Raw genomic sequence first — 13797 nt, 5'->3', positions numbered from 1 at the left:
AAGAAGGACTAAAGTCCTCACTACGAACCTATTTTATTATGAGGACTTGAGTCCTCAGGAAAAGAAGGACTAAAGTCCTCACTACGAACCTATTTTATTGTAAGATTTAGAGGATAAATTATATTAAGGGCAAATTATATCAAAAAATATTTACTTACTAAGTTAATACACCAAATTAAAACTCAGCTAATTTTTTTCAGTATTTCTCATTCCTTTTTTCACGACAACAATTAAAACATTCTTCCTTCTTCCTTCTTCCTATGACTATCGAATGCAGCCAATTAGAAACCGCTTATTCAACATCGCTAAATCGCCCGATTTTGAACAAGATTGATTGCAAAATTCAACCAGGGGAATTTGTAGCGCTGCTGGGTTTGAACGGTGCCGGAAAATCTACGCTTCTCCGTTCATTTGTCGGGTTAGTTCCCGTCAAAACCGGAGAAATTCGGATTAACGATACAGTTATAACACCGCGCACTCTGAGACGAATTCGGCGCGATATTGGGTTGATTTTTCAAGGCGGCGGGTTGATTAAACAGCTACCTGCGATCGACAATGTGCTTTGTGGTTGCTTGGGAAGTTTGAATACTTGGGAGACACTGTGGGGTTTTCCGAAGCAAAAGCGCGATCGAGCTTTTGACCTACTCGCAGACTTCGGACTCCAAGACCTAGCATACCAAAAAACCGGACTGCTCAGCGGCGGACAACAGCAAAAAGTCGCCATCGCCCGCGCCCTAATCCAATCACCCCAGATTTTACTCGCAGACGAGCCCACCACCGGATTAGACGTAATCGCCGCCCAACAAGTAATGGAAATCCTCGATCGCCTGCACCGAGAACAAGGTATGACCGTAGTTGTAGTATTGCACGACTTGGGAATGGCCAGCACTTATCCCAAAAGAGCGATCGTCCTAGACGCCGGTCAGATAGTCTATGATGGCAAATGTCACAACCTATCCGACAAATTCAGCAAACTAACACCCCCCAAAGTAGAAGCGTGAACCCCTCACTTCTCCCCTCTTCCTCTGTGCCCTCTGCGCCCTCTGCGGTTCATAAAAAAAATCTTAAAATAAACACAAATGACCCAAAACAACTCAGGTAATTTATCTAAAACTTACGGCTGGATCAAAAATCTCAGTATCGTAGCAGCTTTAATTATACTATACGGTTGGGCGCTGCGGGGACTAGAAATTGATGCCGCAACTTTGGTAAGCAGTTGGCCTTACATGACAGATTTTGTTTCCCGATTGTGGCCGCCGAATCTAGAAATTATCGACGTAGCAATTAAGGCCTTAATCGAAACAGTTCAAATGTCACTTTGGGGAACGACCATCGGCGCAATTCTTTCCGTACCGATTGCAATTTGCAGCGCCCATAATATAGCACCAAAGTGGTTGCAATGGCTGGCTAATTTATTGCAAAATGCAGTGCGATCGGTTCCTTCAATTGTGCTGGGTTTGCTGTTTGTGTCGGCGACTGGTTTGGGCGCGCCGGCTGGTACTTTGGCCCTGGCAATTTATACTATAGGTTATCTTGCTAAATTTTATCAGGAGGCGATCGAGTCTGTGGAAGGGCGATCGATCGAATCGCTGCAAGTCGCGGGCGCATCTTGGCTGCAAGTGGCGCAATACGGCATTTTCCCGCAGGTGTTGCCGCTAGCGCTCGGTTACACGCTGTGGATGTTTGAATACAACATCCGGGCGGCTTCGGTGTTGGGAGTGGTGGGCGCCGGCGGTATTGGTTTTGAGTTGGTGAATTACATCCGCTCTTTTGAGTACAATAAGGCTACTACAATGATGTTGGTGTTGTTGGTTGTCGTGACTGCGATCGATGTAATTAGCAGTAAATGGCGGCAGCGATTGGAAACGAAATAATGCCAATTATGGAGGAAGAAACGGCGGTTGAGACGGCGGTTGAAACCGCCAGAAAGTCAGACGAAACCCAGATGGTGCGTGGGTTGAAGAAAGAAGAGTCTTCCGTAGGGTGCGTCGCCTTTAAAAATGCCTGAATCAACATAGAAAATCTCCTAGCGACGCACCGACACCGTTCAATAATCCTTGTAAACAAACCCCAAGATATATTGTAATGGAGACGGCGGTTGAAACCGCCAGAAAGTCAGACGAAACCCAGATGGTGCGTGGGTTGAAGAAAGAAGAGTTAATTTTCTAAGAGTCGATCGCGCGATCGCATCCACCATCAACAACAGCACAAAAAAGGACACCGCACTCCCGCCGTTTCCTACCAAAAAAAGCCACCAAATTGTTCAATAATTACCAAAAAGATAAGGACACAGCTATGCTGTGTCCTTATCTTTTTGGGACACAGCATAGCTGTGTCCCCGTGCATACCGTCGATATTCAGATTAGAATTCTTGCCGTTTAGAACAAGAACAATTCAGAATTACCCGAAACTCCCAAATTCACATTGACAGTAGCAAACAAACTGTTACCACCAACCGTAGAACCGTTGCTATCGTAATACAGCTTAGTAGTATTAGCTGCACTATCGAAGAGAGCAATAATCGACGGCGAAGTCAACGTAGACTCGATCGCAGTTACAGTAGCAACCGTGCTGCTGTACCGGTAGAAATTCACACCCAAAGGCCCCGAACCCAATCCGGCAAAAGCAATCTTGTCAATGTTCATTACATCATCAACAATGCTGTAATCCGTAATGATATCGCCACCACCAGCAGAAGTTCCGGTGAACACAAACACATCAGAACCCAATCCACCGCTGAGAACATTTGTTCCCAAACCGCCGATTAAAGTATCATTCCCAACGCCACCGTTGAGACTGTCATTACCAGCGCCGCCGGAGATGCTGTCATTACCAGCGCCACCGTTGAAAATATCGGCACCCGATCCACCATTCAAGATGTCAGCAAACTCAGTACCAGTGACGTTGCTAGCAGCCGAACCTCCAGTGAATAAAACAGGTGTGGTGAAGTTGTAACCGCCAACACCAGAACCGAAATTGCTCACAGCGGGGAAAGTATTCCCAGGAGAAGTTAAGTCAACAGTGCTGCTGTTAGGTAGAGGTGAAGGTGAAGATGCGATCGAACCAGTAAACAAGAAGTCTGCTGTGCCCAAAGTCCCCGCAGCCGTACCCAAATTAGCAACAGTTGTGAAACCGCCCGCCGCTGTACCATTCGAGTCAAACACCAACACCGTCTCGCTGTTCGTATTCGTATATACGAAGAAACCAGGAGTTGTAGAACCACCCACAGCCTTAGCTTGAGCCGCCTCCACAGTCGAATAATTGGCACCGGTGAAAATCACCAACTGTTTGCCAGTAATGTCAGGAGCTGAACCGCTCACACTGGCAAAATTAGTAGTAGTGAAATTCCCGAAAGCATTCGCAGTAAACTGCAATTTGTCAGTACCGAATGTAAAGTCAGTAATGCTATCAGTGCCTTCACCTGGAGCCTTGAAAGCAAAGATATCTGCACCGGAACCGCCAGTCAGAATATCTGCACCGCCAGCACCGGTGATAGTATCTGCACCGCCACCACCAGCGATCGTATCTGCACCGCCACCACCGTTGAGGATGTCAGCAAATTCAGTACCAGTAACGTTATTCGCCACAGTTGAATTGCCGGTAAACAAGACTGGAGTAGTAAAGTTGTAACCGCCCGCACCAGAACCGAAGTTATTAACTCCGCTTGTCGGGAAAGTACCCGGATTAGCATTTAAATCAACAATGCTGCCGGAGTTGGTAGAAGTACCCGTCGGAGCAGAACCAGTCGCACCAGTAAACAAGAAGTCTGCTGTGCCCAAAGTTCCCGCAGCCGTACCCAAATTAGCAACAGTTGTGAAACCGCCCGCCGCTGTACCGTTCGAGTCAAACACCAACACCGTCTCGCTGTTCGTATTCGTATATACGAAGAAACCAGGAGTTGTTGAACTGCCCACAGCCTTAGCTTGAGCCGCCTCCACAGTCGAATAATTGGCACCAGTGAAAATCACCAACTGTTTACCAGTAATGTCAGGAGCTGAACCGCTCACACTGGCAAAATTAGTAGTAGTGAAATTCCCGAAAGCAGCACTGACAAACTTCAATTTGTCAACCCCAAAGGCAAAGTCAGTAATCGTATCACCGCCTTCACCGGGAGAATTGTAAGCAAAGATATCTGCACCGCTGCCGCCAGTCAGAATATCTGCACCGCTCCCACCGCTGAAGATGTCAGCAAATTGAGTACCAGTGACATTGTTAGCCTTCGCATCTCCGGTAAATAACACGGGAGTGCTGAAGTTGTAACCGCCAGCACCTGAACCGAAATTATTGCTACCACTCGGATAGGTATTCCCAGGAGCATTTAAATCAACAATGCTGCCGGAATTTGTAGAAGTACCAGTCGGAGAAGTTGCACTCGCACCAGTAAACACAAAGTCCGCTGTGCCCAAAGTCCCAGCAGCAGTGCCTAGATTGGCAACAGTTGTGAAACCGCCTGCGATCGTACCATTCGAGTCAAACACCAACACCGTTTCGTTCGCAGCATTGTTATATGCGAAGAAAGCAGGAGTTGTAGAACTGCCCAAAGCCTTAGCTTGAGCCGCTTCGAGACTGGCATAGGTTCCGCCAGTGAAAATCACTAACTGTTTGCCGGTAATGTCAGGAGTTGAACCGCTAACACTGACAAAATTAGTAGAAGTCAAATTGCCGAATTCGCCCGAGACAAACTGGAATTTATCTGTTCCAGATTTGAAGTCGGTAATTTTATCGCCGCCTTCTTTAGTTGTCGTGTAAACAAAGAGATCCGTACCGCTGCCACCGCTGAGCACATCGGCACCGAGGCCGCCGGTGATGGTATCGTTGCCGTCACCGCCGTTGATGGTATCGTTAAAGTTGCTGCCGACAATGTTGTCATCGCCACCTAAAGCATTGAAATTAACTGCGGCAGGAAAAGTGCCGAAGTTTAAATTGTCAGGGCCGGAAGTACCGACAGGAACATTTAGTGGCGGGCCGCTGAAGACAAAGTTCTTGATTTGCAGGCTAAATTTCAGCGAGAAACTGGTGACAACTTCAAAGCGCGCCCCAACAGCAAATACCAGCACGGTACGGTTGGTCTCCGCATCTGTAAACTGACAGAAAGTAGGCGCGTCGCTGTTGCCGCCCAAGGCTGCAAACCGCGCTTGCAAAGTGGCGATGCTGGTAACGGTGATATCAGCACTGAAGTCGAGTAAGTTAGAACTGCCGATCGACCCAACAGCAGAAGTAGCAGTAATCGCCACTCGAGTCAAGCTGGCAACGCTGAGATTACCAAAAGCTGCGGCAGACAACTCTAACAGATCGTCATCAACCTTAAAGTCAGTAATTAAGTCAGCTTCTGCAACTGTTTTAATCTTCTCGCGGGAAACGCGGTAAATAAAGCGATTCTTGCCAGCACCCCCACTTAGAGTATTGGTTCCTTCGCCACCGTCGATTTCGTCATCGCCGTCATCTCCGGTTAATTTGTCATTGCCAATACCGCCGGTTAATTTGTCTTTGCCTTTACCACCTTCGATATCGTCATCGTCATCGCCGCCGTCGATATCATTCTCATCATCGCCGCCTTTAATTTTGTCCTTGCCTTTGCCTCCTTTTATTTTGTTTTTGCCCTTAGAACCGATGATGATGATATCGTCATCGTCATCGTCGCCGTCGATATCATGATCGCATCGCCGCCTTTAATTTTGTCCTTGCCTTTGCCGCCGATGATTTTGCTTTTGCCCTTACCGACTTCGATCTCGTCATCGTCATCGCCGCCGTCGATATCGTTATCGCCATCATCGCCTTTAATTTTGTCCTTGCCTTTGCCTCCTTTAATTTTGTCTTTTGCCTTACCGCCTTTAATGTCATCGTCGCCGTCGCCGCCTTCGATGTCGTTATCTAGCGTCAGCGAACCGACAATAACTTGAGGAGTTGTATTGCCCGCAAAATTAAAGATATTTTGCTCGACATTGAAGCTAAAACGCTGACTGGTGACGTTTTTACCGTCGCTAACTTCAAAACCAAAACTAGCCGCACCGGTAAAACCTTTGACAGCTTGGAAAGTTAACAAACCGAGGCTAATGTCTACTTGAGTGAAGGTTAAACCGGTTTGTGCTACCTCTGCTCCCTTAAAGAATAGTTTCCCGGTTTTAGCATCAGGCAGTTCCGTTACCTTAAACACTATCTCGCTAGCAGCTTGCTCGCTATCGACAAACTTCAACAAGTCACCAGTAATAGTTTGCGGGTTGCCGTCGGAACCGACTGTGAGTGTCTTATTAGCTTGCGATCGCGGAGGGGTATTAACTATTCGACTTGGAGTTGGAGTTGGAGTTGGAGTGGGAGATGGGGTTGGAGAGCTACCATTAACTCCCAAAAAGTCGCCAGCATTGAGAATCGTAGCGCTGACATTCAACAATAGCGCCAGTACCAACTGATTGCTGCTGAGCCGAATTTCGGTATTGAGGCCGACTTGTACAAACAACAAGCTGCTAAAGTTCAAGCTGCCAGACAGCAGAAACTTGTCCAAGCCGTCTGCGTAGTCAGTGATGACGGAACTTCCGGGAGTGGTATTGTTACCCATATCCATGACAAAAACGTCATTTCCAGCACCGCCGCTACAGGTATGGTTGCCAGATCCGCCCATCAGCGTATCGTTGCCAGATCCGCCCATCAGCGTATCGTCGCCAGATCCGCCGCCGACAACGCTGTCGTCGCCATCGCCGCCGTCTGCCATGTCATTGCCGTCGCCAGTAACGAGGGTATCGTTGCCAGATCCGCCCATCGCGGTGTCGTCACCAGATCCGCCGACAACGCTGTCGTCGCCCTCGTCGCCGCTGCAAACGTCGTTGCCCGATCCGCCGATCAAGGTATCTTTGCCCTCACCGCCGACAACGCTGTCGTCGCCCTCGTCGCCGCTAACGTTGTCGTTGCCGGCACCGCCTGTTGTGGTGTCGTCGCCGCTGCCGCCCATTACGGTGTCGTCGCCGTCGTCGCCGCTGCAATCGTCGCTGCCAGCACCGCCGATGACGGTATCGTTATCTTTGCCACCGTTAACGGTGTCATTGCCTTCGCCGCCGTTAACGTTATCGTTACCCCGATCGCCCCTGACGGTATCGTTGCCTTCGCCGCCGTTGCAGGTGTCGTCGCCTTTGCCGCCGTAGACGGTATCGTTGCCGCTGCCGCCGTCAACGTCATCCTTGCCGTCGTTGCCGTGCACCCAGTCATCGCCGTCGTCGCCTTTGCAGGTATCGTTGTCGGTGCCGCCAGAAAGAGTGTCGTTGTCTTTGCCACCGTAGAGGGTATCGTTGCCGCCACCGCCGTCGCATTTGTCGTCGCCGCGATCGCCTCTTACTTCGTCATCGCCATCGCCGCCCTCGCAATCGTCGCCGTCTTTGCCTCCATAGAGTTTATTTTTGCCACTCTTTCCTTTGAGTTTGTCTTTGCCTTTTTTGCCGTAGAGCGACTGGTTAGCGCCGGTGGCGACAATTATGTCATCGCCATCGGTACCTTCGATCGTCTGCGGATCGCTACCGCTGTCATCTTTTTTGTCTTTGTCTTTTTTGTCGCCCGCACCTTCTTCGGGTACACCGCTCAATTCAGGAATTTTGCTGCTATCATCAGTAACTTTGGGGGATTCGTCCTTAGGCGGATTCGGAACTTTGCCGCTAGTGATGCCGCTGTTTTGGGCGATCGCATTGTCAACTAACTTGCCTAACCCGCTATCGGAATCGATCGCACTAGCATCCCGAAAATCGGCGAGTCGATCGAGCTCGCTGGGGGAAAACACGAGTTTTGGCTGCTCATCATCCAGGGCGATCTGTGAAAACAAACTGGTTTTTTTTAGGTCAGAAATTTCTGTTTCATCTCGATCTGGAAAAAGTGTTCCCGATACATTTTCCAACATTTCTTCTTTCATCTTTGATATTTCCACAAAAGGGCTGAGTTTCTTTGAGTCAGTTTATCAGCAATGAGGATGTAGCAGAAGCATAATTTTACAACTTCATACTTTCGCCTGCGCTAGAGCGGCTGATGTCCTACCTTTCTGTTTATAGATGCTATTTATTTAAACTGCAAGGGGTTATTTCCATCCGTTGCGAGTTGTATATTCTGCAATTGCCCACCCCAAATAATTAAGCCGCGACATACACCCCAAGTGCTGCGCCGGAGCGCAACTCGCTTTTGATGTTATCCGTAATTTCTACAGTAAGCCGCGCCTAAATGGGCCGGATTGTAGATTTTCTACGTAATTTCTACAGTGGATTTGCAGAATGTAAACTCGCAACTGACAACTCCCACATAACTACCCAAAACCTTTATTACCCAAATTTTACCTTGCTTTTCCTGCGATCGAGCCTAGTTGCCTTAACTTTTTGTAACACTCCCAGCTCTGACAAATCCTTCCCTGACTTAGGATTTGCATCTCTTTTGCCAGTGACTGTACGCTCCTAATTTTAGTTCCCGATGATTAATAAATAAATTAGATGATTCGCCCCGGCAAATATTTGTTTTAATTTTCTGTCGTATAAGTTTATCTGAATTCGAGCCAGCCTCGCGAACTGATAAGATTTTGTATTTTAGAACAAAATAGCAATTCTGCCCAATAATATCTGGCTCAATACAGATTTTCAACAGTTGACAGTTGACAGTTGACAGTTGACAGTTTGAGAGCGGCCTCTACCGAAAAGTCCGAGTATTGGAGTAATGAATAGCCTGATTTTAATTTCTCCCGCTCCGGGTTCCGGCTTTCGACTAATTCTTTCTTGTAAAATTCTATAACACATAGCAATAAACACATAATTTATACGATTTTAGGTTTGAGATTTTAAATTTGAGATTAGTAATGACAGATTTTGTATTGTCTTGAACCTTGCCTACAATTGCATTAATTTTTGCCAAGAAGAATGGGTTTAAATCCTCCTCCTTTTAGGGGGAAATAAAACAAAATTCTTCACTGTTTCAATCCTCTTCCTTTTATGGAGAGGTAGCCCTCAAGCGGTCAACAGTCAACTGTCAACAGTCAACTGTCAACTGAAAAGTGGCATTGTTTTTGGTTAAAATTACAAGCTCGATCGGCATTTTGAGCGCAAATGACCCGTGGTGGACACGATAAACCCGGTTTATTTGTAAGTTTATGGTTGCCTTTTCCCAATATTTCACCGAAAAAGAGGCTGGATGAGGCTCAGTCCTCTAGATGAGAAAAATCCTGGTTGCTGGAAAGGGCTGGAATATTCGATAGCAGTTGTATTCTGAAAACTTCTCGGACACTTGACTTTATTTTTCCTGCTTCACTTTAGCTAGATTAAGACAGTTAAACAAAAAAATAACATTAACATAGAAGCGGTAAATTAGCAATAATCGATGAGGAATTTTAGAGGGTCGCTCTATCGATTAGCGATCGCCGCTCAGGGCTTATGGATGAGGACTCAGGGCTTACGGATGAGGACTCGCCGGCTGACCAATTCATTAATTGACACAAAATCAAGATTTGAAATGGGGGGTTGATGGTAGAGGATAAGTGGTGAGGACACAGCGATCGATCGCTACCGCCAAAAATTTACTCAAAATTGCCTGCGATATTGCCCTGAAACAGGTGGGCGATAGCTGAAGTAATCTTAATAAGAACTAGAGATCCGCCTGGTAAAGTGCCTCCTATTTAACTTTACTGAGCAATGACAAACTCAAGTTTCCGACGAATGTAAAGGGGTCTGCGGTAGAGGTGCAAAATGTTCAAAATAGCAAGATTGGAGAAAATTCGGCTTTCACCAAGCCATAGGGCAATCAAAACTAATAAACTGTTATTAAAGTACAAGTTTTATAGCCTCAAAGTGTTTGAACAAATATATTTGATCCCAGCGATCGCCCGATCGGGGGAAGCGCATTCAGAAACTTTGATTGAAAGAGTAAAAATTAGTTTGCCGATCGCGATTGCTAGCTGCAAAAACGCAGGCACATTCAGACTTGAGGCGGGGGGGCGCTAAATTGGTGAGCCAAGAATTTAAACTCTCAGTCACCCCAGTTGGGGACGACGAATATCTAGTGCGGACAGAAAAGGTTGCACCCGGTGTACCCTTAGCAGAGCAACAAGTCCGCTGGCCGATCGACCAATGGCTGGCACTGTCTGCTCAACTGATGAATGACCCGATGGTGGGCGTGTTCCAAGGAACTGGTGCTGCCGGTCGCACAGGGCGATCGACAAAAAACTCAGCGCCGAATTTAGTAGCCCTGGGGCAACAATTATACAGCGGACTGTTTCAAGGAAACTTGCGCGATAGCTGGACTTGCGCTCAAGGCATCGCCCAGCACCGCCGAGAAGTGCTGCAACTGCGCCTGGGACTCAAAGGCAGGCACTTGCCGCGGCTGCCGTGGGAAGTGCTGCACGCGGGCGATCGCCCTTTAGCAACCGGCACCGATGTCGTGTTTTCCCGCTACCAACCAGGTACAAGTTTGTTCAAACAAACCCGGGTGGTACCCAGCAGCGGCCCGCTAAAAATTTTAGTGGCGATCGCCTCTCCGAGCGATCGAGACAGCTTGCAGCTCAAACGAGAAGCGCTCCACTTGCAACAAGAACTGCAAAACCGGAGCGCTAATCCCCTCAAAAACGGCCCACACTCCGAAATTCAACTGACGATTCTCGAACAGCCCGATCGAGAACAGCTTACTCAAGCCCTAGAACAAGGACACTACCAAGTCTTGCACTACGCAGGCCACAGCAACTTAGGTTCCAGAGGTGGCGAACTCTACCTAGTCAGCAGCCGCACCGGGTTAACCGAAACCTTGAGCGGCGACGACTTAGCCGGATTGCTGGTTAACAACGGCATTCAGATGGCCGTGTTCAATTCCTGCCGCGGGGCCTACGGCGACCCCTCAGACATCGGCGAGGACAGTTCGGAACGCAATTTAACCGCAGCCTTAATCAAGCGGGGCATTCCGGCAGTGCTAGCAATGGCAGAAAGCATTCCCGACGATGTAGCCCTAACTCTGACGCGACTGTTTTACCGCAACCTCAATCAAGGCTATCCAGTCGATCTCAGCCTGAGTCGGGCCAGGGCGGGACTAATTTCTGCCTACGGTTCTCACCAGTTATACTGGGCTTTGCCGATTCTCTACCAGCACCCGGACTTTGACGGCTATCTGACGGGCGCCCCAGCCCAAAGCGGGCCATCCGGTTCTCCGGTGCCAAATTTAATCCTACCGGGAACGCCGCCGGCGGGAGCGGCCACAGAATGGAAGGCGCCGTCTGGACTCTCGACGATCGCCCCATACCCCCCCATCGCAGCCAATCAACCGCAGGAGTCAGACACAGATGACGGCGAAGTCTGGGAATATTTTCCCGACCAATTAAAAGAGCGCAGGGATTGGGTTCACCAGAACGATCGGCCGAATGCTGCTAATTCAGCGAACTCTATTGCTAATTCTGAATCGGCGGCGATCCAACCAACTCGGGCCACTGCACCGACGGCGAAATCGTTAAAACAATCGGGATTGCAAAAATGTCTGGTAGTGGTGCTTTGCTTCTTACCCGTTGCTTTGAGTGCTGGGTTGTTTGGGTGGCGGCACTGGAATCAACGAGGCACCAAACCAGAAGAGTTACTGCCGGCGGTACGGACTCCCCTGTCGCAAAATTACTTGCAAGAACGCCACCAAGCAGAATGAAGAAGTAAGAAGGCATCAAAGACTTCGCTTAATCTAAAAGGAAAAAAGAAGAGCAACACAGCTAGCTCGAGCGCAAGCTGTATTTTAGGTTGAATTAAGTGGATTTACTTAGAAGCAACAACCGTAGCCATCCTGAGTTTGGGCCGGCTGTTCGGGTTCAAAATTAACTGCGGTCGATCGCAGGCAATTCGCGATCGGCTGCTGCTCGATCGCATCTGGGACTTACTCTCATCAACCCGGTTTCTACCCAAAATCAGAAGCTGGGAAATTTGCGTATTTAGGAAGAAACCGAGTTTTTCGTCAAGAGAGCCAATATTTAAGCTGTACTGCATTTAAGTCGGTCTTTTTCAATTCCCCTGTGGAAATAACGTCAAATTCTCTGGCTTGGGGCCCTTTGAGGGCGATTTTCTCGATCGCCCCTTCGGAGTCTACTGAGAAAGTGGCGAAGGATGAACAGTGGCGCAGCCCGATCGGGCGATGAAACAAATCGGTCTACAGCATTTAAATTGTATATTTTAATTCCTATTCCTTATTCTTGTCCCCCCATCCACTTCTCCCCCTCGAACATCGCAGACAATGTTTTTGGTGGAGCCGCTAATTCCTCTGGTGGTGGCTGCACGATGTTTGTGCCGCGCCCATTAAGTCTGGTTTTAGCTAAAACCCATTCAACGAACAGGTAAAATTTCCTTGATTTTTTACCGGATTGGCTTCCCCGGACTGCATTCTGTGCAAGCTATAGCAGATGTTGAAGGAAGAAGGAAGAAGCAAGAAGGAAGAAGCAAGAAGGAAGAAGGAAGAAGCAAGAAGGAAGAAGCAAGAAGGAAGAAGCAAGAAGGAAGAAGGAAGAAGGCTCGCGGAGGCGGAGCTCAGGGTAAAAAGAAGTCACAAGGAAGTCGGAAGAAGGCTCGCGGAGGCGGAGCTCGGAGGGTAAAAAGAAGTCAGAAGTTAGAAGTCAGAAGCAATCGACTCCATGGGGAAAGGGCCATATATAGCGTCCTAACCGTCAGGGTGGATGCGCTATATATGCCGAACACCTTAATAGAAGATTGCTCTTCGGTATTTGGGGTTTTGAGGGGATTGACCGCCCGAAAAACAGGGTTTACAAGTAGGTGGCAGCGGCATCGAGAACAAGTGCTGCCTCGCCTTGTTGAGGTAAAATTTAACCCCGCGCCGGTAACAAGGCTGGCGCCAGATTTGCCTGGGTGGCGCCCTAGGTATTTTCATTCATCGCTGCAAGAGCTTTTTACCTTAGACCTCTTGCAAAAATGGTTAAAACGGGCAAGATGCCCGTTCCACAAAAAATATTTTTTGTGGAACAGGCCGGAGAGCCTGTTACAAAATTTGATTAAAGGGATTTTTGCAAGAGGTCTCTTGACCGCAGACTGGATCGGGGAACGGGAATGCTGCGGGGAACAGACTTTACTGTAAAAAAGTAAAGCATTTAATTTGCGACAATAATTCCCCCCGCGATCGCGCCCTTGAGGCTTAGGCAAGCATCACCTGCTCGAAGGCAAATAGATCTGCCTTCGAGCATCCTTACTTGCACCCCCGGTTTTGAGGCCGCAAAAATTTACCCAGAATCTTATATTCCGAATTCTTAGTATTGACAGTGAAACAAAGTTAATCTAATGTGTTGTAATTGATATAAGTAAAGTCCAATAAGCGAGGTACGGTCAATGGCAGAAACAGCTACAGCACCCTTAACAGGAAAAGGTCTGCTTCAAAAAATCAAAGGCAGCGATTTGCCGCGCAGAGAACTTGCAAAGCTTTGCGGCTACTTCACCGTCAGCAAAAGTGGAGAAACCCGGATTAACTTGGCTGAGTTTTACGATGCAGTGTTAGCTGCTAAGGGAATTGAGCTAGAGAAGTCGAAAGCAGACGGACGCGGACGAGAAGCGAGTTATCGCGCTAGCGTTCACAAGAATGGCTCCATCGTGATCGGGGCAAATTATACCCAAGAAATGGGATTAAAGCCCGGTGACGAGTTTGAAATTAAACTCGGATACAAGCACATTCGCTTGATTCAGATCGATGTGGACAGAGCGGATGTGGAAGTGGAAGAAGAGGAGGATACAGAAGAATAGAGGATATAGCAATGCAGTCAGCCGATAGCAAGGCGACTGGATTTGATATTCGCTACAGGAGTATTTGCGCGCCACCCTCAATTTAACT

Annotated in this window: 11 protein-coding genes and 1 pseudogene; 8 read left to right on the top strand and 4 right to left on the bottom strand. The window is 48.1% G+C overall.

Features of this window, described 5'->3' with window-relative positions; genetic code table 11:
* Positions 1 to 260 precede the first annotated feature (260 nt).
* The 3 genes from JGK39_RS29435 (at position 261) to JGK39_RS29425 (ending at position 2008) form a co-directional block, all read left to right on the top strand.
* Complete coding sequence (locus JGK39_RS29435; RefSeq protein WP_293258969.1) at positions 261 to 1001, top strand: ATP-binding cassette domain-containing protein; 741 nt, start codon at positions 261 to 263, stop codon at positions 999 to 1001.
* Positions 1002 to 1079: 78 nt separating this feature from the next.
* On the top strand, positions 1080 to 1874 hold the full coding sequence (phnE, locus tag JGK39_RS29430; RefSeq protein WP_293258967.1) for a phosphonate ABC transporter, permease protein PhnE: 795 nt from the start codon (positions 1080 to 1082) through the stop codon (positions 1872 to 1874).
* A gap of 8 nt (positions 1875 to 1882) precedes the next feature.
* Positions 1883 to 2008, top strand: a complete 126-nt coding sequence (locus JGK39_RS29425; RefSeq protein ID WP_293258965.1) for a hypothetical protein — start codon at positions 1883 to 1885, stop codon at positions 2006 to 2008.
* Positions 2009 to 2378: 370 nt separating this feature from the next.
* Here JGK39_RS29425 and JGK39_RS29420 read toward each other — a convergent pair whose 3' ends face one another.
* From JGK39_RS29420 to JGK39_RS29410, 3 genes and pseudogenes are all read right to left on the bottom strand, one after another.
* Entirely contained in the window at positions 2379 to 5282 is a 2904-nt protein-coding gene (locus JGK39_RS29420; RefSeq protein WP_293305518.1) for a hypothetical protein, read from the bottom strand.
* Positions 5283 to 5387: 105 nt separating this feature from the next.
* Positions 5388 to 5588 (bottom strand): annotated as a pseudogene (locus tag JGK39_RS29415) (calcium-binding protein); the annotation flags it as partial.
* On the bottom strand, positions 5585 to 7888 hold the full coding sequence (locus JGK39_RS29410; RefSeq protein ID WP_293322554.1) for a cadherin-like domain-containing protein: 2304 nt from the start codon (positions 7886 to 7888) through the stop codon (positions 5585 to 5587). The gene JGK39_RS29410 and the pseudogene JGK39_RS29415, both read right to left, overlap by 4 nt.
* Before the next feature lie 1807 nt (positions 7889 to 9695).
* On the opposite strand from JGK39_RS29410, the gene JGK39_RS29405 reads away from it, so the two are divergent.
* A complete protein-coding gene (locus JGK39_RS29405; protein WP_293193679.1) occupies positions 9696 to 9950 on the top strand; it encodes a hypothetical protein in 255 nt (84 codons plus the stop codon).
* 4 nt (positions 9951 to 9954) lie between these two features.
* Positions 9955 to 11625: a CHAT domain-containing protein gene (locus tag JGK39_RS29400; RefSeq protein WP_293297547.1), complete on the top strand. Its 1671-nt coding sequence runs from the start codon at positions 9955 to 9957 to the stop codon at positions 11623 to 11625.
* A gap of 104 nt (positions 11626 to 11729) precedes the next feature.
* Here the strand turns inward: JGK39_RS29400 and JGK39_RS29395 are convergent, their stop codons facing one another.
* On the bottom strand, positions 11730 to 11957 hold the full coding sequence (locus JGK39_RS29395) for a hypothetical protein (protein WP_293258959.1): 228 nt from the start codon (positions 11955 to 11957) through the stop codon (positions 11730 to 11732).
* Between the two features lie 26 nt (positions 11958 to 11983).
* Between JGK39_RS29395 and JGK39_RS29390 the strand changes: the two genes are divergently transcribed.
* The 3 genes from JGK39_RS29390 to JGK39_RS29380 all read left to right on the top strand — a co-directional run bounded on the left by JGK39_RS29390 (position 11984) and on the right by JGK39_RS29380 (position 13709).
* Positions 11984 to 12106, top strand: coding sequence for a hypothetical protein (locus JGK39_RS29390; RefSeq protein WP_293258957.1), 123 nt, complete (start codon positions 11984 to 11986; stop codon positions 12104 to 12106).
* A gap of 261 nt (positions 12107 to 12367) precedes the next feature.
* Complete coding sequence (locus tag JGK39_RS29385; protein WP_293297544.1) at positions 12368 to 12556, top strand: hypothetical protein; 189 nt, start codon at positions 12368 to 12370, stop codon at positions 12554 to 12556.
* Positions 12557 to 13301: 745 nt separating this feature from the next.
* On the top strand, positions 13302 to 13709 hold the full coding sequence (locus JGK39_RS29380; protein WP_293143695.1) for an AbrB family transcriptional regulator: 408 nt from the start codon (positions 13302 to 13304) through the stop codon (positions 13707 to 13709).
* Positions 13710 to 13797 lie beyond the last annotated feature (88 nt).

The organism is Microcoleus sp. PH2017_12_PCY_D_A (assembly GCF_020738565.1).
Classification (GTDB): domain Bacteria; phylum Cyanobacteriota; class Cyanobacteriia; order Cyanobacteriales; family Microcoleaceae; genus Microcoleus.
Note: the sequence above shows the minus strand (reverse complement) of the source record. Positions and strands in the feature narration are given on the sequence as shown.